Annotated in this window: 16 protein-coding genes; 14 read left to right on the forward strand and 2 right to left on the reverse strand. The window is 69.2% G+C overall.

Going from position 1 to position 22,539, the window contains the following annotated elements:
* Nucleotides 1–36 precede the first annotated feature (36 nt).
* From BA175_RS01625 to BA175_RS01665, 9 genes are all read left to right on the forward strand, one after another.
* The gene (locus BA175_RS01625; protein WP_069169370.1) at nt 37–960 is read left to right on the forward strand and encodes a carbohydrate ABC transporter permease; all 924 of its coding nucleotides are present in this window, start codon (nt 37–39) and stop codon (nt 958–960) included.
* 97 nt (nt 961–1,057) lie between these two features.
* Nucleotides 1,058–1,975 carry a carbohydrate ABC transporter permease gene (locus BA175_RS01630; RefSeq protein ID WP_069169371.1) on the forward strand — a complete coding sequence of 306 codons (918 nt, stop codon included), beginning with the start codon at nt 1,058–1,060 and terminating at the stop codon, nt 1,973–1,975.
* A gap of 812 nt (nt 1,976–2,787) precedes the next feature.
* The gene (locus BA175_RS01635) at nt 2,788–3,381 is read left to right on the forward strand and encodes a GNAT family N-acetyltransferase (RefSeq protein WP_069169372.1); all 594 of its coding nucleotides are present in this window, start codon (nt 2,788–2,790) and stop codon (nt 3,379–3,381) included.
* A gap of 667 nt (nt 3,382–4,048) precedes the next feature.
* Nucleotides 4,049–5,248, forward strand: a complete 1,200-nt coding sequence (locus BA175_RS01640) for an ROK family transcriptional regulator (protein WP_069169373.1) — start codon at nt 4,049–4,051, stop codon at nt 5,246–5,248.
* Between the two features lie 119 nt (nt 5,249–5,367).
* Nucleotides 5,368–6,480: a sugar ABC transporter substrate-binding protein gene (locus BA175_RS01645; RefSeq protein WP_069169374.1), complete on the forward strand. Its 1,113-nt coding sequence runs from the start codon at nt 5,368–5,370 to the stop codon at nt 6,478–6,480.
* A gap of 204 nt (nt 6,481–6,684) precedes the next feature.
* Nucleotides 6,685–7,473, forward strand: a complete 789-nt coding sequence (locus BA175_RS01650) for an ATP-binding cassette domain-containing protein (RefSeq protein ID WP_069169375.1) — start codon at nt 6,685–6,687, stop codon at nt 7,471–7,473.
* Nucleotides 7,470–8,747 carry a sugar ABC transporter permease gene (locus BA175_RS01655; RefSeq protein ID WP_069169376.1) on the forward strand — a complete coding sequence of 426 codons (1,278 nt, stop codon included), beginning with the start codon at nt 7,470–7,472 and terminating at the stop codon, nt 8,745–8,747. Before BA175_RS01650 ends, BA175_RS01655 begins: the two co-directional genes overlap by 4 nt.
* 172 nt (nt 8,748–8,919) lie before the next feature.
* Nucleotides 8,920–10,833 (forward strand): 1-deoxy-D-xylulose-5-phosphate synthase, encoded by a 1,914-nt coding sequence (dxs, locus tag BA175_RS01660; RefSeq protein ID WP_069169377.1) that lies wholly within the window; start codon nt 8,920–8,922, stop codon nt 10,831–10,833.
* A gap of 146 nt (nt 10,834–10,979) precedes the next feature.
* Complete coding sequence (locus BA175_RS01665) at nt 10,980–12,488, forward strand: amino acid permease (RefSeq protein WP_069169378.1); 1,509 nt, start codon at nt 10,980–10,982, stop codon at nt 12,486–12,488.
* 125 nt (nt 12,489–12,613) lie between these two features.
* On the opposite strand, the gene BA175_RS01670 is transcribed toward BA175_RS01665, so the two are convergent.
* Complete coding sequence (locus BA175_RS01670) at nt 12,614–13,012, reverse strand: NTP pyrophosphohydrolase (protein ID WP_069169379.1); 399 nt, start codon at nt 13,010–13,012, stop codon at nt 12,614–12,616.
* A 17-nt stretch (nt 13,013–13,029) separates the two neighbouring features.
* The gene (locus tag BA175_RS01675) at nt 13,030–14,091 is read right to left on the reverse strand and encodes an LCP family protein (RefSeq protein WP_069169380.1); all 1,062 of its coding nucleotides are present in this window, start codon (nt 14,089–14,091) and stop codon (nt 13,030–13,032) included.
* 190 nt (nt 14,092–14,281) lie between these two features.
* Between BA175_RS01675 and galE the strand changes: the two genes are divergently transcribed.
* From galE to BA175_RS01700, 5 genes are all read left to right on the forward strand, one after another.
* Nucleotides 14,282–15,286, forward strand: a complete 1,005-nt coding sequence (galE, locus tag BA175_RS01680; protein WP_069169381.1) for a UDP-glucose 4-epimerase GalE — start codon at nt 14,282–14,284, stop codon at nt 15,284–15,286.
* 145 nt (nt 15,287–15,431) lie between these two features.
* Nucleotides 15,432–16,541, forward strand: a complete 1,110-nt coding sequence (locus tag BA175_RS01685; protein ID WP_069169382.1) for a hypothetical protein — start codon at nt 15,432–15,434, stop codon at nt 16,539–16,541.
* A gap of 236 nt (nt 16,542–16,777) precedes the next feature.
* The gene (locus tag BA175_RS01690; protein WP_175420727.1) at nt 16,778–18,577 is read left to right on the forward strand and encodes a stealth family protein; all 1,800 of its coding nucleotides are present in this window, start codon (nt 16,778–16,780) and stop codon (nt 18,575–18,577) included.
* On the forward strand, nt 18,574–19,530 hold the full coding sequence (locus BA175_RS01695) for a hypothetical protein (protein WP_079159333.1): 957 nt from the start codon (nt 18,574–18,576) through the stop codon (nt 19,528–19,530). Before BA175_RS01690 ends, BA175_RS01695 begins: the two co-directional genes overlap by 4 nt.
* Entirely contained in the window at nt 19,527–22,400 is a 2,874-nt protein-coding gene (locus BA175_RS01700) for a stealth conserved region 3 domain-containing protein (RefSeq protein WP_069169383.1), read from the forward strand. Before BA175_RS01695 ends, BA175_RS01700 begins: the two co-directional genes overlap by 4 nt.
* Nucleotides 22,401–22,539: the final 139 nt, after the last annotated feature.

Consider the following 22,539-nt stretch of genomic DNA (forward strand, 5'->3'; position numbering starts at 1 on the left):
CGGCGGCACCCGCTCAGAGATCGGGGTCGGTAAACGATGCAGCACGGCAAGTACCGGTTCATCGCGGGGTTTCTGGCAGCCCCGCTGGCGTTGTACGCCATATTCGTCATCTGGCCCTTCGCCCAGTCCATCTACTACTCGTTCACGGACTGGACCGGGCTGAGTCCGGACTTCCAGATGGTCGGCTTCGACAACTACAGCCGGATGCTCGACGACGAGATCTTCTGGAAGTCGTTGCAGCACAGCGTGCTGCTCGTGCTGCTGCTGCCGCTGGTGACGCTGGGCCTCGCGCTCTTCTTCGCCTTCATGCTCAATGTCGGCGGTCGACGGCGCAAAGGCGCCGCGATCGCCGGCGTGCGGGGTTCCTCGTTCTACAAGATCGCCTATTTCTTCCCGCAGGTCCTGTCGATCGTGATCGTGGCCCTGCTGTTCCAGTTCGCTTTCAACCCGACGTCCGGAATGCTGAACGCGACGCTGAAATCCATCGGGGCGAAGAGCCTTCAGCCCGACTGGCTCGGTGACCCCGATCTCGCGCTGTACTGCGTGATGGTGGTGCTCATCTGGTCGACGGTCGGATTCTTCGTCGTCCTCTTCTCCGCCGGAATGGCCTCCATCCCGAAGGACTTCTACGAGGCGGCGCTGCTCGACGGCGCCAGCCGGATCACGACGTTCTTCAAGATCACGCTGCCGCTGCTCTGGGACACCGTGCAGTCCGGCTGGGTCTACATGGGCATCCTGGCGCTCGGCGTGGAGGCCTTCACCGCCGTACAGGTCATGACGGTGGGCCCCGGCGGCCCCGACTACTCCACCACCGTCCTGCCGCTGTACGTCTACCAGACGGCCTTCCGCGACGCCCAGGCCGGATACGCGACCACGATCGGTGTCGGGCTGCTCATCGTCACCATGCTCTTCGCCGCCGTCGTGATGCGACTGGGCCGGCGCGAGCGGCTGGAGTTCTGATGCGGGCCCTTCAGGAGTACGGCGACCGGGCTCCCGGCTCCACGCAGATCAGTTCGGTCCCGGTGGCCGGCTCGACAGTTGTACGAGGTGAGCACACGTGAAGGTCACTGAGACTCCTCCCGCCGTACCGGCCCCGCGCTCGCCGGTGCGCACGACGGACGTTGCGGCCGGTGAGCCGGCGAAGAGCAGCGAGGGCAAGGTCCTCAACGTCTTCTCGCACGGCGTACTGATCATCTGGGCCGTCCTGGTCGTCATGCCGCTGCTCTGGGCGGTGATGTCGTCCTTCAAGTCCGACGATTCGATCCTGTCGACACCGTGGCAGTTGCCGGACAGGCTCCACTTCGAGAACTGGACGCGGGCCTGGACCCAGGCCCACATGGGTGACTACTTCCTGAACACCCTTCTGGTGGTGGGTGGTTCACTCGTCGGCACGCTGCTCCTGGGCTCGATGGCCGCGTACGTCCTGGCGCGATTCGACTTCCCCGGGAACCGCTTCGTCTACTTCCTCTTCATCGGAGGGATGAGCTTCCCGATCATCCTGGCGCTGGTCCCGCTGTTCTTCGTCATGAACAACATGGGCCTGCTGAACACGGTGCACGGACTGATCCTGGTCTACATCGCGTACTCGCTGCCGTTCACCGTCTTCTTCCTCACCTCCTTCTTCCGGACCCTGCCGACCTCCATCGCCGAGGCGGCCATGCTGGACGGTGCCTCGCACACCCGGACGTTCTTCCAGGTGATGCTGCCGATGGCGAAGCCGGGCCTGATCAGCGTGGGCATCTTCAACTTCCTCGGGCAGTGGAACCAGTACATGCTGCCGACGGTGCTCAACACCGACCCGGACGGCAAGGTCCTCTCCCAGGGACTCGTGGAACTGGCCACCAGCCAGGGCTACAAGGGGGACTGGTCGGGTCTCTTCGCGGGACTCGTCATGGCGATGCTGCCGGTTCTCGCCGCCTACGTCGTCTTCCAGCGTCAGGTGGTCGCGGGTCTGACCGCGGGGGCGCTCAAGTAGGCATGTCAGCGCGTCGGGGACAGCGGCGGTTCCACCCGCCGAGGCTGACGTCACGCGCGGCGAAGTGGGGGCCCTGGTCCCCGGTCGACGCGGACCGGGGACCAGGGTCCGCCTTCGTTGCCGGAGGCTCATCCCGTGCGCCGGGCCTCGGCAGGACGCCTGGCACGGCTGCGGCAGGCGGCACCCAGAGCGTGGTCACCAGGGCGCGGAGAGAACCTTCTTGTCTCTCGCACGGCGCCGCGAGCCCATGCGGAGCCACCGACGTGAAACCTGCGGCTGTCGTCCCGCCCGCAGGCGCGCGGCGTCGGATGCCCACGCCCCTCCCGTATCCGCCGTGGCGTTCGTGGCCGTGGTACCGGGCGCGGGGCGCATCGGTGCCGGCGTGGCTGGTGGCCGGAGGGGCGACGCCGAGCTGATGTGCGTGGTGAACCGCAGGATAAGGGTTGTCCCGCACGTCCCGGTGGATCAGCGCGCGGCGTCGGATGCGGGGCATCGCACGGCGGAGGGACATCCGCATACGGGATGAATGCGGACGTTCCGACGACGTGGCGAGGTGCCGTAGCTGTCGTCGCGCGCCCGCCGGGACATGCGGGACGACCCTCGGACAACGGTGGGGTGGGATACCGGGGTCTGTCCCGGCCCGTGCTGACCCGCCGGCTCGGCCGGCGGGGATGGGCGAGCGGTGCCGCGGATACGGACGAGTTCGGGCACGGCATTCGTGCGGCCCTGCTCACGTCACGGACCGGCCGGTGATCCCCCCGAGGCCGTAAAGCGATGGACAGCCCTGCGGTGCCGGGGCGAACATCTCCGCGATGCATCACGAACCTCTCTCCCTCCCCAGACGCGTCCGTTTCGTCGAGCTCAACGCGAAGGCTCTGCGGGCGCTCGCCGACGGTGACCTCGCCGGCGGCAGCGCCGAGGCCGGGGTCGCCCTCGACGAACACTTCGTCTGCGACCGGGCCCGCTGGATCTTCGGCTATCGCGCTGACCAGCTCGCCGAGGATCCGTCCGCCGCGCCCTGGATCACGCGGGCCGCGGTGTCCGAGCCGGACGGGGCCGTTGTCGGCGACGCCGGGTTCCACGGGCCACCGGACGAGGCAGGCATGGTCGAGGTCGGCTACACCGTCGTGCCCGGATATCGCCGCCAGGGCTACGCCCGCGCCATGCTGAGGGCGCTGCTCGTCAGGGCCGCCGCCGAACCCGGTGTCAGGACCGTGCGGGCCAGGATCGGCTCCGACAACACCGCCTCCCTGGCCACCATCGCGGGCTTCGGTTTCACGCGCGTCGGCGAGCAGGGGAACGAGCGCGACGGGCTCGCGATCGTCTTCGAGGTCCCGGCAGACGCGATCCGGGCCGAACGGCGTACGGCCTCGGCGGACGTGGCGGGTGACCCGGTCGGCCCGTGACATGAAAAGGGACCGGCGGGTGGGGGGATCGTGAAGCTGACCTGGGCCCGTGCGGCCTGTTCCCCTCCTGCCCTGTCCCGTCTCTCACGCGCGCGGTTCGGCGACGTGCCGGCCGAGCTCGCCTGTGCCTGGGAGGCCGCACGGCAGTCCGTGCTCCGCGAGGCCCCCGGGGCGGGGAGCGCCGGCGGGCGGACTGCCGGCCGAAACCGCCCGGAGCGTGAGGCGGTCTCGTGGCTCCGGCCGGAGCCGGCCGAGGGTGTCGCTGTCCGGGCCTGGCGGGTGGAGGCCGTTACGGCGGCGCGCGACGGCCCGAGTCCCGAAGCGCCGAGCCGAGGACTGCCGCACGGGCCGCAGCCGCCGTGTTCCCGGCGGTGCTCCCTCGCGGACGGGAGCCCCGGGGAAGCGCTACGCGCCGACGGTGGTGGCCTCTGCCTTCACCTGTACAACGAAGGCCCCCCGGACGTGACGCCCCTGCCGGATCATGAAACGCCTGCTGTCCTGTTCCCGCGGGTGGTTTGCGGTCTCTTCCGTGTCTTCGCCCCCGTAGGAGTGCGGAGGTCCGATGCTCATCGGAGGCTCCGGCTGCTCAAGGTCTTGACGGAGGGCACCCCAAAACGCTCAGCTTAGGGTTCACATGTTAGAGAAAACGGCAGGAGTGAGAGAGTCGATGGAGACTCCGGGGTCGCAGACATCTCTGCATCGGGCCAATCTTGAGCGGGTCGTACGGGCCGTACGGATGGCGGGGTCGCTGACCCAGGCCGAGATCGCCAGGAGTACCGGCCTCTCCGCGGCCACCGTCTCCAACATCGTCCGTGAGCTGAAGGAAGGCGGCACCGTCGAGGTGACGCCCACCTCGGCGGGCGGGCGCCGCGCCCGCAGCGTCTCCCTGAGCGGGGACGCGGGCATCGTCGTCGGAGTCGACTTCGGCCACACCCACCTGCGGGTGGCCATCGGCAACCTCGCCCACCGGGTGCTCGCCGAGGAGTCCGAGCCGCTGGACGTCGACGCCTCGTCGGCGGAAGGCTTCGGCCGGGCGGAACGGCTGGTCAACCGCCTGATCGAGACCACCGGGATCAGCCCCGGGAAGGTGATCGGTGTCGGCCTCGGGGTGCCGGGGCCCATCGACGTCGAGTCCGGCACCCTGGGCTCCACCTCGATCCTGCCGGGCTGGACGGGCATCAATCCCAGCCAGGAGCTCGCCGGACGCCTCGGGGTGCCCGTCTACGTGGACAACGATGCGAACCTGGGAGCGCTCGGTGAGCTCGTCTGGGGAGGCGGCAGGGGGGTCAAGGACCTCGCGTACATCAAGGTCGCCAGCGGTGTCGGCGCCGGTCTGGTGATCGACGGGCACATCTACCGGGGGCCCGGTGGCACCGCCGGCGAGATCGGCCACATCACCCTCGACGAGTCGGGCCCGGTCTGCCGCTGCGGGAACCGCGGCTGCCTGGAGACCTTCACCGCCGCCCGGTACGTCCTGCCTCTGCTCAGACCCAGCCACGGGCCGGATCTCACCATGGAGCGGATGGTCCAGCTGGCCCGGGAGGGCGATCCGGGCTGCCGCCGGGTCATCGGCGATGTCGGCCGGCACATCGGCAGCGGTGTGGCGAACCTGTGCAACCTGCTCAACCCCAGCCGGGTCGTGCTCGGCGGATCGCTCGCCGAGGCGGGGGAATTGGTGCTGGCGCCCATCCGCGACTCGGTCTCGCGCTACGCCATCCCCAGCGCCGCACGACAGCTCTCCGTGCTTCCCGGGGCCCTCGGGGGGCGGGCCGAGGTGCTGGGCGCGCTGGCCCTCGTACTCAGCGAGATGGGGGATTCGACCCTTTTGGAGAGCACCGTCCACGCCGGGACGCCTGCCTTCACTTAGATAACGAATGGCACCGTTGTCATCTCGTTAAGAATTTACTCCTTGACGCCGCCCCTGCGGCCGAGTTGACTTCCAGCCACCTCGGCCGCAACGTCGCGGCCTCGTCAGGGAGGTTCGAAATGAACACGCGTATGCGTCGTGCCGCCGTTGCCGTTGCCGCCACCACCATGGCCGTCTCACTCGCAGCGTGCGGGAGCGCCAAGGAGTCGGGCGACAAGACCGGCTCCGAGCCGGCGGCCAAGAAGGGCGACGACCTCAAGATCGGCCTGCTTCTCCCCGAGAACGTCACGGCCCGTTACGAGAAGTTCGACAAGCCGATCATCGAGAAGAAGGTCGGCGAGCTCACCGGCGGCAAGGCGGAGGTCGTCTACGCCAACGCCAAGCAGGACGCCACGCTGCAGTCGCAGCAGGTCGACACGATGATCACGAACAAGGTCGACGCCCTCATCATCGACGCCGTCGACTCCAAGGCGATCGAGAACAGCGTGAAGAAGGCCAAGGCCGAGGGCATCCCCGTCGTCGCCTTCGACCGCCTCGCCGAGGGCCCGGTCGACGCCTACACCTCCTTCGACAACGAAGAGGTCGGCCGCGTGCAGGGCAAGGCCCTGCTGGAGGCCCTGGGCGACGCCGCCAAGCCCACCGTCGTGATGATGAACGGTGCGATCACCGACCCGAACGCCGCCCTCTTCAAGAAGGGCGCCAAGTCGGTCCTCGACGGCAAGGTGACGTACGGCAAGGAGTACGACACCAAGGAGTGGAAGCCGGAGAACGCCAACGCCAACATGGAGGGCGCGATCACGGCCCTGGGCAAGGACAAGATCGCCGGCGTCTACTCCGCCAACGACGGCATGGCCGGCGGCATCATCCAGGCCCTCAAGTCCGCCGGCATCTCCAAGCTCCCGCCGGTCACCGGCCAGGACGCCGAACTCGCCGGCGTGCAGCGCATCGTCACCGGTGAGCAGTTCATGAGCGTCTACAAGCCCTACCCGCAGGAGGGCGTCATCGCCGCGGAGATGGCCGTCGCGCTCGCCAAGGGCGAGAAGCTCGACTCCATCGCCACCTCCAAGGTCGACAACGCCGGCACGAAGGGCATCGCCACCGTCCTGGTCCCGGTCGTCTCGCTGACCAAGGCCAACATCAAGGACACCGTCATCAAGGACGGCATCTACACGCTCGACGAGATCTGCACGGCCAAGTACAAGGCCGCCTGCACCTCCGCGGGCCTGCAGTAGCACCCGCCCGCCCGGCCGGCCCTCCACGGCCCGCCGGCGGACCCGAGGCCTGTCCGGCGCCCCACCCACCAACTGTCCCGCTACCGGGCGGGGTGCCGGACGGAACGCTTCGGCAAGCTCCTCGGAGCTCTTCCCAATTCTTCTGCTCGACCACCGCGCCTTCCCCCAGGCGCGGCATCCCCGCCGGGTCAGGCGGCGAAGGAGATGGTTCACGTGTCCGCTACGCCCGTGTTGGCGTTGCGAGGGGTCTCCAAGCGATTCGGTGCCGTCCAGGCGCTCACCGACGTTGAGCTTGAGGTCCACGCCGGTGAGGTGGTCGCCCTGGTGGGTGACAACGGCGCCGGTAAATCAACGCTGGTCAAGACGATCGCCGGAGTGCACCCCATCGATGACGGTGTCATCGAGTGGGACGGCCGGGCCGTCCAGATCAGCAAGCCGCACGATGCCCAGAACCTGGGGATCGCGACCGTCTACCAGGACCTCGCGCTCTGCGACAACATCGACGTCGTCGGCAACCTCTACCTCGGCCGGGAGCTCCGCAAGTTCGGGATCCTCGACGAGGTCGAGATGGAGCGGCGCTCCCGCGAGCTCCTCAGCACGCTGTCGATCCGCATCCCCAGCGTCCGCATCCCGATCGCGTCGCTCTCCGGCGGTCAGCGCCAGACCGTCGCCATCGCCCGCTCCATGCTGGGCGAGCCCAAGCTCGTCATCCTCGACGAGCCCACCGCCGCGCTCGGCGTCGAGCAGACCGCGCAGGTCCTCGACCTCGTGGAGAGGCTGCGCGAGCGAGGCCACGCGGTCATCCTCATCAGCCACAACATGGCCGATGTGAAGGCCGTCGCCGACAAGGTCGCCGTGCTCCGGCTGGGCCGGAACAACGGGGTCTTCGACGTGAAGACCACCTCGCAGGAAGAGATCATCTCCGCCATCACAGGTGCCACGGAGAACGCCGTGACCCGTCGTGCGGCGCGCAACGCGGAGGCCCAGAAGTGACAACCGACAAGACGTCCACCCCCGTGGTCAACCCGGAGGCGGCCAAGGGCGCCGACACCGTGGTCGACCCCCGGCTCCTCGTGCGCGAGCAGGGCCTCGGCGGCTACCTCACCGAGTTCAAGCGCAAGATGCGCGGTGGTGACCTCGGCTCGATCCCCGTGATCATCGGCCTGGTCATCATCTGCGTCGTCTTCCAGAGCCTGAACTCCGAGTTCCTCTCGGCCAAGAACATCAGCGACATCGCCGTGACGATGGTGGCGACCGGCATGATGGCCGTCGGCATCATCTTCGTGCTGCTGCTCGGGGAGATCGACCTCTCGGTCGGCTCGGTCAGCGGTGTCTCGGGCGCCGTCGTCGCCGTGCTCAGCGTCACGCACGGCATGAACGAGTGGCTCGCCGTCCTCGTCGCGATCGTCAGCGGCGCGGTCATCGGAGCCGTCCACGGTTTCTTCTTCGCCCGGATAGGCGCCCCCGCGTTCGCGGTGACCCTGGCCGGTCTGCTGTTCTGGCTGGGCTTCATGCTCCAGCTGCTCGGTGACACGGGCACGATCAACCTGGACAGCGAGGGTGTCGTCGGCAAGCTGACCACGTACTACTTCTCCGACGTGGCGGCGGCCTACGGCCTCGCCGTCGTGGCGGTGGCCGGCTACTTCCTCTCCGCGTTCCTGGACACCCGCCGGCGCGAGGCCGCGGGCGTCCCGTCGCGGCCGCTCGTCGACATCGTGGTCCGCACCGTCGTGCTCGCGGTGTTCGGCTTCGGCGCGGCGTTCATGTTCAACCAGTACCGCGGCCTCCCGCTGGCCCTGGTCCTCTTCCTCGTCGTGCTGGTGGGCACGGACTTCGTCCTGCGCCGTACCGCCTACGGCCGGAAGATCTTCGCGCTCGGCGGCAGCGTCGAGGCGTCCCGCCGTGCGGGCATCAACGTCACCGCGATCCGTGTCTCGGTCTTCGCCATCGCCGGCACCTTCGCGGCGATCGGCGGCCTGTTCTGGGCCTCCAAGATCGCCGCGGCCAACCAGGGCTCCGGCGGCGGCGACCTCCTGATGAACGTCATCGCCGCGGCCGTCATCGGCGGCACCAGCCTCTTCGGTGGCCGGGGCCGCACCTGGAACGCACTGCTCGGTGTCATGGTGATCGTCTCGATCCAGTACGGCCTGGCGCTGGAGGGCATCGCCACGCCGATCAACTACATGATCACCGGTGCTGTTCTTCTCATCACGGTCGTCATCGACTCCATCACCCGCAAGACGCAGAAGACCGCAGGCCGCGCCTGACCGTCGTACCTGCGCACACGTGCCCGGCATCCTCCGCGATGCCGGGCACCCGCGCGTCCGGCGGTCCCGGCACGAGGGGGCTGAACGCGCCGCCCGATGACCGGGGCCGCCGGCGGAACATTAGACTCATCGGATCGACTCGCTCGACCAGCTCACACGCAAGGAGGCACGGGTGGATCTGCTGACCCGCATCAGGGGACCGCGCGACCTGGACCGGCTCGACTCCGAGCAGCTCGAGCAGCTCGCCGGCGAGATCCGTACCTTCCTCGTCGAGGAGGTGTCCAAGACCGGCGGCCACCTCGGCCCGAACCTCGGTGTGGTCGAGCTGACCATCGCCCTGCACCGGGTGTTCGAGTCCCCGCAGGACAAGGTCCTCTTCGACACCGGGCACCAGAGCTACGTGCACAAGCTGCTCACCGGCCGGCAGGACTTCTCGAAGCTCAAGAGCAAGGGCGGTCTCTCCGGATATCCCTCCCGCGCCGAGTCCGCGCACGACGTCATCGAGAACTCGCACGCCTCGACGGTCCTCGGCTGGGCCGACGGCCTCGCCAAGGCCAACGAGCTCCTCAAGAAGGACGACCACGTCGTCGCGGTCATCGGTGACGGTGCTCTCACCGGCGGCATGGCCTGGGAGGCGCTGAACAACATCGCCGCCGCCAAGGACCGGCCCCTCGTCATCGTGGTCAACGACAACGAGCGCTCGTACGCCCCCACCATCGGCGGCCTCGCCAACCACCTCGCCACCCTGCGCACCACCGACGGGTACGAGCGGTTCCTGGCCCGCGGCAAGGACCTCCTGGAGCGCACGCCGGTCGTCGGCAGGCCGCTCTACGAGACCCTGCACGGCGCCAAGAAGGGCCTCAAGGACTTCATCGCCCCGCAGGGCATGTTCGAGGACCTCGGCCTCAAGTACGTCGGCCCGATCGACGGCCACGACATCGATGCCCTGGAGTCCGCGCTCCAGCGGGCCAAGCGCTTCGGCGGCCCCGTCATCGTCCACTGCATCACCGAGAAGGGCCGCGGCTACACCCCGGCCCTCGAGGACGAGGCGGACCGCTTCCACGCCGTCGGCAAGATCCACCCGGACACGGGTCTGCCCATCTCCACCTCCGGCCTGGACTGGACCTCGGTCTTCGGCGAGGAGATGGTCAAGCTGGGCCACGAACGCGAGGACATCGTCGCCATCACGGCGGCCATGCTCCAGCCGGTCGGCCTCGGCCGCTTCGAGGAGGCCTTCCCGGACCGGATCTACGACGTCGGGATCGCCGAACAGCACGGCGCGGTCTCCGCGGCCGGCCTCGCCACCGGCGGGCTGCACCCCGTCTTCGCGGTCTACGCGACCTTCCTCAACCGCGCCTTCGACCAGGTCCTCATGGACGTCGCGCTGCACAGGTGCGGGGTGACCTTCGTCCTGGACCGGGCCGGAGTCACCGGCACCGACGGGGCCTCGCACAACGGCATGTGGGACATGTCGATCCTCCAGTGCGTGCCGACCCTGCGCATCGCCGCCCCGCGCGACGCCGACCAGGTCCGCGCCCAGCTGCGCGAGGCCGTCGACGTCGACGACGCGCCCACCGTCGTCCGCTTCTCCAAGGGTGCGGTCGGCCCGGCGGTCAAGGCCGTCGGCACGGTGGGCGGCATGGACGTCCTGCGCGCGGCGGACGCAGACACGCCCGACGTCCTCCTGGTCTCCGTCGGGGCGCTGGCCCCGATGTGCCTGGAGATCGCCGGTCTGCTGGACGCCCAGGGCATCTCCACCACCGTGGTCGACCCCCGCTGGGTCAAGCCCGTCGACGAGGCCCTCGCCCCGCTGGCCGCCCGGCACCGGGTCGTCGTGACGGTCGAGGACAACAGCAGGGCCGGCGGGGTCGGCTCCGCCATCGCCCAGGCGCTGCGCGACGCGGGCGTGGACGTACCGCTGCGCGACTTCGGCATCCCGCCGGTCTTCCTCGACCACGCCTCCCGCAAGGAGGTCATGGCCGAGATCGGACTCACCGCGCCGGACATCGCCCGCCAGGTCACGGGTCTCGTGGCCCGGCTCGACGGACGGTACGAGAGCCGGGCGGCGGAGCCCGTCCGCGACTGACCCGTCCGCGACGCCCTTGGGCCGGTCGCCCACCCTGTACGGGTGGTTCGACCGGCCCATTCGCGTGAAATCGGGACAAATGGTGCGTTTGCGGGGTGGGTGGATCCGAATCATGGCACGCACGACGAGTGCGTGGAGGTACGCCGGTGAGCACGCAGCAGGACACGCCCCCCAGCGGGAGGGGACTGTTCCGGACCAAGACGGTCGAACAGTCCATCCGCGACACGGAAGAACCGGAGCACGCCCTACGGAAGTCGCTCTCCGCGCTGGACCTCACGGTCTTCGGTGTCGGTGTCATCATCGGGACGGGCATCTTCGTCCTGACCGGCAAGGTGGCCAAGGAGACGGCGGGCCCCGCCACCGCACTCGCCTTTGTCGCCGCGGGTATCGTCTGCGCCCTGGCCGCACTCTGCTACGCCGAGTTCGCGTCCACCGTCCCGGTGGCCGGATCCGCGTACACCTTCTCGTACGCCTCCCTCGGCGAGCTCGTCGCCTGGATCATCGGCTGGGACCTGGTGCTCGAATTCGCCCTGGGAACGGCTGTGGTGGCCGTCGGCTGGTCCGGGTACGTCCGCTCGCTGATGGACAACATCGGCTGGACGATGCCCGACGTCCTCGCGGGCCCCGACGTGGCGACCGGGGTCGGCTTCGACATCCTGGCCTTCGCCCTGGTGCTGGTCCTCACCGTCATCCTGGTGCTGGGGATGAAGCTCTCCGCCCGGGTCACCACATTCGTCGTGGCCATCAAGCTCGCGGTCGTGGGGATCGTCATCGTCGCCGGCCTGTTCTTCATCAAGTCGGCCAACTACACACCCTTCATCCCCGAGGCCCAGCCGCTGCCCTCGGGCTCCGGCCTGAGCGCCCCGCTGGTCGAGCTCGTCTTCGGTTACCAGCCGACCAACTTCGGCGTCATGGGCATCTTCACCGCCGCCTCCATCGTCTTCTTCGCCTTCATCGGCTTCGACGTCGTGGCCACCGCGGCGGAGGAGACCAGGCTGCCGCAGCGGGACATGCCGCGCGGCATCCTCGCCTCGCTGGTCATCTGCACCCTGCTCTACGTCGCCGTGTCCATCGTCGTCACCGGCATGCAGCACTACAGCGAACTCTCCGTCAGCGCTCCGCTCGCCGACGCCTTCAAGGCCGTCGGACACCCCTTCTACGCCGGAGTCATCAGCTTCGGCGCCGCGGTCGGGCTCACCACGGTCTGCATGATCCTGCTGCTCGGGCAGACCCGGGTCTTCTTCGCGATGAGCCGCGACGGGCTGCTCCCGCGCTTCTTCTCCGTGACCCACCCGCGCTTCAGGACGCCGTACCGCCCGACCATCCTGCTCGGCCTGATCATCGCGGTCGTGGCGGGTTTCACGAGCATCAACGAGCTGGCGACCCTGGTGAACATCGGCACGCTCTTCGCGTTCGTGGTCGTCGCCCTCGGCGTCATCGTGCTGCGCCGCACCCGCCCCGACCTGCACCGGGCCTTCCGGACCCCGTGGGTCCCGGTGCTGCCGATCGCCTCGGTGGCGGCCTCGCTCTGGCTGATGCTGAATCTGCCGGCGGAGACGTGGCTGCGGTTCGCGATCTGGATGGTGATCGGCGTGATCATCTACTTCGCGTACGGGCGCGGGCACAGCCGGATGGCGGATACACCCACCCGTTGAGCCGCGGGGTCCTGTGTGACGTACGGGCCCGCCGCGCCGCTCCGCGGGGGCGGCAGTGGGTTCCGCGGTGCCTGCACGGGCCCGCGTACCGGAGGGGGCGCGGGGCGCCGGAGGGCCCTGCGTGGCTACGCCCGCGGCCGCACCGTACGAGGTCCCGTGCAGCGGGCCCCGAGCGCCTCGACCCGCCGGCGCAGTTCACGGTCGGCCGTGACCACGAGGCAGTCCCGGTCCGCTCCGGCCCCTGGAGCGTGGGCCGCGGCCAGTTCGACGATCAGGTCGTCACCCGAGCCCGGCGCCGCCTCCACCCGCACACCCGGTACGGATCCGACGCCCCGCGCGGCGCCCTCGACGACCATGACCACCTCGAGCGGCCCGGTGAGTCCGGGGAGCCCGGCCGCGGCGTACGGGACCAGCGAGTCCCGCAGCCGCTCGGCGGCACCTCGCCGGTCCCGCCACCACTGGTCCGGCACCGACCCGACGACGTTCGCGGCATCGACGATCAGCAGTGTCTTCCCGGTCCGCATCTCAGCAGGATGACAGGTCAGCCGCCGGTGGCCGGCGACTTCTTCGCCGACTCGGGAATCGTGGCGTCCGTCCGGATCGCCTTCCAGAGATCGCCGGCCTGCGGCTCGGCCGCCACCACCCGGTTCGGGTCCGTCCTGTCGTAGGCGACGGGCAGCATGAGCGTCTCCATGGTGGAGGGGTCGACGCCGTTCATCGAGCGGGCGAAGTCGCTGAGCGAGGTGAGGGAGGCGAGCCCCTCGTCCGTGGTGAGCGACTTGGTGGCGGAGTTGGCGATCTTGTACGTGGTCGCCGGACTGCCCAGCAGGTCCTGGGACTTGATCTCGGTGAGCAGCGCGAGCAGGAACTGCTGCTGGAGCCCGATCCGGCCCAGGTCGCTGCCGTCCCCGATGCCGTGCCGGGTACGGACGTAGGCGAGGGACTCGGTGCCGTTCAGCTTGTGCGTGCCGGCGGAGAGGTCGAGCCCCGAGGCCTTGTCCTTGATCGGCTCGTCGACCTTGACGGTGACGCCGCCTATGGCGTCGACCAGATCCTTGAACCCGGCGAAGTTGATCTCCAGGTAGTGGTCGATCCGGACCCCCGACATCTTCTCGACCGTCTTCACCACACAGGCGGGACCGACCTGGGAGTAGACGGAGTTGAACATGACCCGCTCGGCCGAGGCCATCGTCGAGCCGTCGGACGTGACGCACTCCGGCCGGGTCACCAGGGTGTCGCGCGGGATGGACACGGCGACGGCCTCGGTGCGGCCCTCGGGTATGTGCACCACCAGCGCGGTGTCGGACCGTGCCCCGCTGACGTCGCCGCCTCCGCCGAGTTCCTTGTTCTCGGCCCCGGCCCGTGAGTCGGAGCCGAGGACGAGCAGGTTCTGACCGGTGGTGGGGAGCTTCTCGGGGCGGTCCTCGCCGAGCGCCTTGTCGATGTCGACGCCCTTGATGTTGCCGTCGAGGTCCTGGTACATCCAGTACGCGGTGCCGCCGCCGGCCAGCAGGAGGACGAGCAGTACCCCCAGCGCGATCTTGAGGCCGCGGCGCTTGCGCGGCTTGGGCGCGCGTCGGGAGGGAGTGCTGTCGTGGCTCATCGTGCGTGAGTCCTCAATCTCGTTGCCCGGGGCGGGCAGGGGAGTGCGTGGGACTCGGGTGGGGGGCGTGACCGGTCCGTAAAACGTCGACTGACCGAGCACTATAGAACAGACATCCGCTCGAACGTGTGAGTCCGGTGAACAGATGCCCGGTGATGCGTGGAACGTGTGCCGATCTACTATTTCGCGCATGACTTGGTTGATCACAGGTGGGGCGGGCTTCATCGGGGCGCACGTCGTCCGCGCGATGGCGGAGGCCGGCGAGCGGGTCGCGGTGTACGACGATCTTTCGACGGGTGACCGTTCCCGTGTCCCCGCGGGCGTTCCGTTCGTGCACGGGTCGACGCTCGACGGGGACGGCCTGCGACGCGCCATGACGGAACTCTCCGTGCGAGGGATCGTGCACCTCGCGGCGAAGAAGCAGGTGGGGGAGTCCGTGGAACGTCCTCTGTACTACTACCGCGAGAACCTGCACGGTCTTCAGGTCCTGCTGGGCGCGGCCGCGGACAGCGGGGTCCGTGCCTTCCTCTTCTCCTCGTCCGCTGCGGTCTACGGCATGCCCGACGTGGCGCTGGTGACGGAGGACACGCCCTGCGCCCCGATCAATCCGTACGGCGAGACGAAACTCGCCGGCGAGTGGCTGGTCCGCGCGGCGGGAAGGGCGCACGGAATGGCGACCGCTTCGATGCGGTACTTCAACGTGGCCGGCGCGGCGACCCCGGAGCTGGCCGACACCGGCGTCTCCAACCTCGTTCCGATGGTCTTCGAGAAGCTCACGCAGGGGAAGGCCCCGGTGATCTTCGGGGAGGACTACGACACCCCGGACGGCACCTGCGTACGGGACTTCATCCACGTCGAGGACATCGCTTCGGCGCACCTCGCTGCGGCGCGTGCCCTGCTCGTCCGGGAGGCCGGCACGGACCTGACCCTCAACATCGGGCGGGGTGAGGGCGTGTCGGTGCGCGAGATGATCGACCTCATCGGTGAGGTGACCGGGTACGGCGCCGATGCCGCGCCCGTCTCCGTCGCGCGCAGGCCCGGTGATCCGCACCGGGTGGTCGCCTCGGCGGCACGTATCCGGGCCGAGCTCGGGTGGTCGGCCCGCCGCGATCCGCGGGACATGGTGACCTCCGCGTGGGAGGGCTGGTGTCTGCACCACCCGACGGCACGACGGGGACCACGCCGGTCCGCCTGAGCCGACCGCAGTGAACGACACGTGAAGCTTGTGGCACACTTTCCCCTCGTCGAGTCGCCGGTCACCCGATGACGCGGAGTCGGCCTGGTGCCGCGGAGCGGTGGCCGCACCGGGCGGCGGCGCACGGAAGAGACGAAGGAACCTGATGCGAACGAGGGCGGGGCGAGGTGCTGCGCGGGCGGACGCCTCCACGTCCGCCGGGCGCGCGGGTGAGCCGTTCCGTCCCGTCGGCGAGCACGGGGTGCGGCTCTTCATGGGCAAGGACGACCGGCTGACCGCGTTCGCCCGCGCGGAAGGCGGCCTCGTGCGCTGGACGCAACGCCGGGCCGGGGCGGCGGACTGGGGCGAGCCCGAGTTGTTGCCCGCTCCTCGCCTGACCCACCTGTCGATAACCCAGGGAGCCGACGGGTTCGTGCACTTCGTGGGCAGGCGGGTGTCGGCCGACGGCGATTCCGTGGCGGTCGTGCAGGCCGTCCAGTACCAGACGGGCCGCCCTCTCACCCAGTGGCACACGATAGGCAATCCGCACAAGGACCCGGAGCGGGCCCGTGCGGTGACCGGTCCCGGTGGAGCGGTGAGTGCCACGGGGCGTCTTCACGTCTTCCTGGCCAGGGCCGACGGCGGTGTGATGATGCGGCAGGAAGCGGCCAACGGCCGGTGGCCTGCGTGGAAGGGCCTGAAAGGACAGCTGGCGCAGGAAGGCGCGGTGGCCGTTGCGTCGGCCTCCGGCCGGATCGAACTGCTGGTCCCCGACACCGTCGGCCGCACGATGCGCTGGCGGCAGTCCGAGCCGGACGGTGAGCCGGAGCGCTGCCCCAACATCCACATCGCGCCGGCGCCGGGCACGCTGACCGGGATCGAGACGGCGGCCGAACGCTTCACCTACTACTGGGCCGACGCCGCCACCGGGGGCGTCTTCGCGCATCGACCCGGCAGCTGGGTCATCCCCCTCGGCGGAGGCCCGGTCAGCGGGCGCATCCAGGCGCTGCGTATGGCGCTCGACGGCTACGACTGCACGGTGCTGGCCCACCGAAGTACCGACGGCGACGTGATGCTGGCGGCGTGCGCGACGGAGAACGAGTCCGCGGGTCTCTGGTGGGCACCGACCGGTGAACGGTGTGTGGGGCCACCGGCTCTCATCCGTGACGTGTACGGGCGCCTGCTGATCGCCGTTCTCGGGGAGGAAGGCGAGCTGCGCGTCGCCGAGCAGACCCCGGCGTCGGGCCTGGTCATGGGGCCCGCGGTGCGCGTCTGACCAGCAGCTTCGCGACACGTACGGTTCTCACCGGCGGCATGGCCCGCCGATTGCATGTATGTAACGGATAAGTTGATCCATCGATCAAAGATGGACATTGAATGTTCAAGGTGTGAATATTCTGTGGCGCCTACCTGTCTCCGGTGATGGGGTCGTGGAGCAGGGTCTGCTCTACGGATGACGGCGCGGGACCGGGCTCAATTGCCCCCTGGGTGTATGGATGGTGCGGTAATTCTGTGGCCGGCGTGAGTAATCCTGAGACCAGTGCGCTCGTTTCCACCTACCGGTCGCTCGTTCCCGTCCGGGCGCGACGCCGCATCGTCAGCCGGGTGCCGGTCCCGCTGCGCAACCTGGTCATGCACCTCCTGGCCACCTTCGACTCCGCCCGCTCCGCGGTGGTCGTGAGGGCTCTGGGCGGCCGGCGCAACCCGGCCCGGCACAGCCTGGACGCTTCCCTGCGCGTGGTCCGCATCGAGGGCAAGCACGTCCGGGCGGCCGTGGTCAGAGGTGCCACCGAGTGGGCGGCACGGGCGCGGAACCTGCACATGGTGGTCGCCATCCTGGAGGACGCGGAGATCGCGTACTTCGCGGTCCGCGGTACCGGCAAGGACATTCCGTGTGTCGCCGTGTCGTCGCGGCACCGCGGCGATGTCGAGGAGATCCTGCAGATCGCCTTCGGGCGCAACCCCGGCTACGTCCGTGACGTCTCGGGCGGGCAGTTGCGGCCGGGTGCGTCGGCGAAGACCTGGAACAAGCTCAGGTCGAGCAAGGTCCTCCGGCTGACCTGGAACGTCTGCGACCCGACCGGGGGACTGGTCTTCGGTCCGGAATCCGGCTGTGACCTGGAGTTCTGGGCGGAGAAGGACGGTGAGCTGGTGGCTCCCCGGCCCAACGCCGTGGTCACGGAACTGCCCGCGGATCCGGAGTTCCGCGTCGTGGAGCAGAGGGTGTTCAGCACGGTCCCCGATCCGTACCACACCGGCTACGTCCGCACGGTCTCCGAGTTCACGGCCCGGCTCCCCGGTGACCACAGGTACCCGATCGACGTCGTCTACACATGGGTCGACGACGCGGATCCGGTCTGGCGCGCGGGCAAGGACGCCGTCCGCCGCTCCCTCACGCCCGACACGACGGAACGACTGCACGAGCAGGCCGACAACGACGCCCGGTACACCAGCAGGGACGAGCTCAGGTTCTCCCTGCGCTCCATCCACCAGTACGCGCCGTGGGTGCGGAACATCTACCTGGTGACGGCGGGTCAGGCTCCCGGCTGGCTGAACTCCGAGCACCCGGGCCTGCGTGTCGTCGACCACCGCGAGATATTCTCCGACCCCCACGCGCTGCCGACGTTCAACTCCCACGCGATAGAGAGCCAGTTGCACCACATAGGTGACCTGGCGGAACACTTCCTCTACCTCAACGACGACGTCTTCTTCGGCAGGCCGGTCGGCCCCGGCCACTTCTTCCACCCCAACGGTCTGACGAAGTTCTTCACGTCGAAGGCCCTCATCCCGTCCGGGCAGATCACCCCGGACGACCTGCCGGTCAACGCCGCCGGGAAGAACAGCCGGGGGCTCATCGCCCAGCAGTTCGGCACCGTCATCTCCCAGAAGATGAAGCACACGCCCCACGCGCTCAGCCGTTCCGTGCTCGCCGAGATCGAGCAGACCTACGAGCGGGCCCACTGGGTGACCCAGCACTCCCGGTTCCGCTCACCGCACGACATCCCCATCGCGTCCTCGCTCCACCACTACTACGCGTACCACCAGGCCCGTGCGACCCTCGGCAACCTTCGGTACGTGTACGTCGACATCGGTGACGCGCTGGCCCAGCGGAGACTGGACCGACTGGTCGCCCGGCGTGACTTCGACACCTTCTGCATCAACGACACCATCGTCCCGGCCGACCCGGACGCGCAGGAGCGCATGGTGAAACGCTTCCTCAACGACTACTTCCCCGTCCCGAGCCCCTACGAGCTCCCCGGAGCCGAAGGCATGCCGACGCGGCGCACCGCAGAACTGGGAGCAGGCCGATGATGCCCCGCCGAAGGCACCTCGCCGCCGTACGCCGCCGGCTGGCCGCGCGCGTGTTCCCGCTCCGCGCCTGGCTCATGCGACGCCTCTTCGTGCCCCTGCGCTCCCGCAGCGCGGCACGTCTCGTCTACGCGGCGGTGCTCGACGGCCAGACGGTGAACCTGCACGCCGTACTCCCGGAGGCCGCGCGCCTCCCCGAGGAGGCCGAACTGCTCATCAGGCGCGGACGGCGCCGGTACGGGAGTCCGGCACGCGTGTACGAGGACCGGGAGGGCCGCCTCCTCATGGACGCCGCGGTCCTGCTGGGTGCGGAGGCCGGCGGCGTACCCGTGGACGACGGGCGCTGGAAGGTCGTGCTGACCACCCGGACGGGGCGTAAGCAGAGCCGTTTCCCGCTGCTTCTCCTCGAGCCGCCGAAGCCGTACGGCGGACCCACCATGCCCATGTCCGTCTCGCCGGTCAGCGGCAGACGGTACCGGCTGGGGCGCACGCTCACCGGCCACCTCCGGGTGGTCAGTTCCCGGGCCCGGCCGTCCGCCGAGGTGGTGAAGGTGAAGCTCTTCCACACGGGGCTCACCGTCGACTTCCGGGTCCTCGGGACCGAAGCCGTCGAGCCGTGGACCGAGTTCATCGCCTCCGGCCGCAGGATCCAGCAGCCCGTCACAGAAGTCGGTGACGGGATGTGGCGCACGGTCGTCCCGCTGGAACAGATGACGCCGGAGCGCAGGGCGACCGAGCACTGGGACGTCACCTTCTGCGCGTCCGGCATCCGCAGCATGCGCCTCGGACGACGTCTGCACGACGTCCGTAATCCGCTCCGGGTATTCGCCATGACGCAGGCGAGTGTGGCCCCGAAAGGCCGGAACCCCCTCCTGGTGCACCCGCGCTACACACCCGCGGGCAACTTCCGCGTGACGTGCAGCCGTATGCCCGAAGCCGGGCGGAGCGGGACATGAAGATCACCTTTCTGCTGACCACCGCCGACGCCGTGGGCGGCACGGAGCGGGCGGTGTTCAACCAGGCGGCGGAACTCGCCGAGCGTCACGACGTCCGGGTCCTGAGTGTCTTCAAGAGCAAGGCCGAACTCTTCTTCTCACCCGACGAACGCGTCCGGGTGGACTACCTCGTCGACATGACCGGACCCGTCCAGCGCCCGCTGCGCAGAGCGGATCTCGCGGATTCCGTGTACGCGGCGCTGGCGGCGCAGCCGAGCAGCCTGGTCGACCGTGCCTGGGAAGCGGCCTTCAACAGACTGTCCGACGTCGAACTCGGCCTCGCACTGGAGGACACCGACACCGACATCCTCGTCACCACCACCCCGGCGCTCATGGCCCTGGCCGTGCAGTTGGCGCCCGCCGCGGTGATCACCGTGCACCAGGAACACCGGGTCTCGGAACTGCGCGGCACGAGCGGAGAGCCACTTCTGCGGTACTCGGCACGCCTTGACGCCCTGGCGGTGCTCAGCGAGCGCACCCGGGACTGGTTCGCCGAAACCCTCGGAGCGGCCGCTCCGCGTATCGAGGTGGTACCCAACGCCCTGCCGGCCGGTTTCCGGCCCCGCTCGACGCTGGAGACGAGGACCGTCGTGACAGCCGGCCGGCTGGTGGGCGAGAAGCAGCTCGACCACGCCCTGGAAGCGTGGGCACTGCTCGCACCCCACCACCCCGGCTGGACCCTGAAGATCTTCGGGGACGGCCCCATGAGCGGGGCGCTGCGACGGCAGACAGCTCAACTGGGACTGCAGGACTGTGTCCAGCTGAACGGGAACTCGCCTCATCTCGCGGAGGAGTGGGCCAAGGCCAGCATCGCGTTGATGACCTCGAAGAACGAGGCGTTCCCCCTCGTCCTCATGGAGGCCCAGGCGGCCGGCGTACCCGTGGTGTCCTACGACTGCCCCAACGGTCCCAGCGAGATCATTCTCGACGGGCAGTCGGGTGTCCTGGTGCCGCCGGGCGACGTGGAGGCGCTTGCGGGGCGGCTGCACCAGCTCATGACGGACGGCCCGTTGCGCCACCGGATGGGCGCCGCGGCGGCGGACTCGATCACCAGGTTCGCACCGCCCCTGGTCACCGCGCGCTGGGAAACCTTCTTCCAGGGCCTGGTGGACGAGCGGGAGAACGGCGGCCGGGCCGCGGCGAAGGCCGACCGGTCGGCGCTGCACGCCGCCTACAGCGGTCCGGACGGTGCCGTGGCGGCGGCCGCGCCCGCCCCGCCGAGCCAGGACCGTTCCCGCGCACACCGGCAGCTGGAACAGCAGGTCGCCAAGGGCAGGCCCGAATTGGTGAAGGACGGCGGACAGTTGTGCCGCGTCACCGATGCGGAGTCGCCGTTCGACATCGTGCAGGCCAACCTCGCCCTCGCCGCGACGGCGCTCGAGGCGGCGGACGTCCCTTACCTCGTCGTGAGGGACACCATGGTCCGGCAGACCGTGGCGGTGCACGGCTCGTACCGCGAGACGGTACTCAAATCCCTGGCCGGCCGGTACCGGCACGAAGGCGTCTACGCCGGTCTCCTCAACGACCGCCAGAACCCGGTCACCACCGTTCTCGCGGGGCTGCTCGGGGAGTACACCGACCAGCCGTGCTCGGGTGTCCGGATCTACCAGAACGTGGTGTCGACCTCGCGCACGCTGCGCCTGGGGGCGGTGTACGGCTGCACGATCTCCTTCTGGGACAACGACCCCGAGGAGAGCGACATCCTTGTGTCGCCCACCCGCACCCTGATCGGTGACCGGATCTCCCAGCACTCCATGCGTCAGACGTCGACCGTGCTCTCCGGGCGTACGTACCCGACCATCGCTCCGTTCGCGAACGCCCTCCACGGAGACGTGGGGTTCCCCGTGGACGCCGTCTACACCTGGGTCGACGGCTCGGACGTCGAGTGGCTCGAACGGAAGAACCAGGTGCTCTCGTACCTGGGCCTGGAGACCGTGGACGCGGCGGCCAGCGCCGCCCGGTTCCGTAGCCGGGACGAGCTCCGCTACTCGCTCCGGTCCATCGACATGTACGCGCCGTGGATCCGGAACATCTACATCGTGACGGACCGGCAGGTGCCTTCCTGGCTGGACCAGTCGCACCACCGGGTACGCGTGGTGGACCACACCGAGATCTTCGGCGACCAGGGTGCGCTTCCCACGTTCAACTCGCACGCCATCGAGAGCCGGCTGCATCACATCGACGGGCTCGCCGAGCACTTTCTCTACTTCAACGACGATTTCTTCATCGGCCGTACCGTACTGCCGAGTCTCTTCTTCCTGGGCAACGGTCAGGCGAAGCACTTCCTGTCGCCGACCGCAGTGCCCATGCTGCCCCCGCTGGCAACCGACGACTTCAACATCAGTGCCGCGAAGAACAACCGCGAACTGATCGCCTCCAGCTTCGGCCAGACACTCACGCATTCCTTCCTGCACGCGCCGTACGTGCTCCGCAGGAGTGTCATGGAGGATCTCGAACGCGCCTATCCGCAGCAGGTCGCCCAGACCTCCGCGAGCAGGTTGCGCAGCCACAGTGATGTGTCCATCGCGTCCTCGCTCCACCACTACTTCGCCTTCCACACCGGCAGAGGGGTGCCCGGATCCATCTCGTGCGGCTTCGTCAACGTCGGCCTCAGTGAGCACCGGACCCGTCTGAACCGCCTGCTGACCAGTCGCCCCAACGACGTCTTCTGCCTCAACGACTTCCACGACGGTGACGTGCCCGAGGAGGAACAGGACGCGATCCTCGCGGCGTTCCTCCCCAGTTACTTCCCTGTGGCCAGTCAGTTCGAGTACGGCGCGCCGCGTAACCAGCGTTACCACGGCGGCCTACTTCCGGAGTGGCCGCTCTAGTGCCGCAACAGGCCACGTTCGCCCCGTCGCGACGCCCGGCACGCACTCTCGCCGCACCGGCCGAAAGCCCAAGTACGTCCAGTACAAGGACTTCCGGCCGGCACGCCGAGAGCACGCACCCGACGCCGCTCCTTGACGG

Source organism: Streptomyces griseus (assembly GCF_001715295.1).
GTDB lineage: Bacteria > Actinomycetota > Actinomycetes > Streptomycetales > Streptomycetaceae > Streptomyces > Streptomyces griseus_G.

Coding starts and splice junctions, on each gene's coding strand:
- BA175_RS01685 (WP_069169382.1), top strand. CDS start 15,432: ATGCGAACGAGGGCGGGGCGAGGTGCTGCGCGGGCGGACGCCTCCACG.
- galE (WP_069169381.1), top strand. CDS start 14,282: ATGACTTGGTTGATCACAGGTGGGGCGGGCTTCATCGGGGCGCACGTC.
- BA175_RS01635 (WP_069169372.1), top strand. CDS start 2,788: ATGCATCACGAACCTCTCTCCCTCCCCAGACGCGTCCGTTTCGTCGAG.
- BA175_RS01640 (WP_069169373.1), top strand. CDS start 4,049: ATGGAGACTCCGGGGTCGCAGACATCTCTGCATCGGGCCAATCTTGAG.
- BA175_RS01650 (WP_069169375.1), top strand. CDS start 6,685: ATGGTTCACGTGTCCGCTACGCCCGTGTTGGCGTTGCGAGGGGTCTCC.
- BA175_RS01670 (WP_069169379.1), bottom strand. CDS start 13,012: ATGCGGACCGGGAAGACACTGCTGATCGTCGATGCCGCGAACGTCGTC.
- BA175_RS01645 (WP_069169374.1), top strand. CDS start 5,368: ATGAACACGCGTATGCGTCGTGCCGCCGTTGCCGTTGCCGCCACCACC.
- BA175_RS01625 (WP_069169370.1), top strand. CDS start 37: ATGCAGCACGGCAAGTACCGGTTCATCGCGGGGTTTCTGGCAGCCCCG.
- BA175_RS01675 (WP_069169380.1), bottom strand. CDS start 14,091: ATGAGCCACGACAGCACTCCCTCCCGACGCGCGCCCAAGCCGCGCAAG.
- BA175_RS01700 (WP_069169383.1), top strand. CDS start 19,527: ATGAAGATCACCTTTCTGCTGACCACCGCCGACGCCGTGGGCGGCACG.
- BA175_RS01695 (WP_079159333.1), top strand. CDS start 18,574: ATGATGCCCCGCCGAAGGCACCTCGCCGCCGTACGCCGCCGGCTGGCC.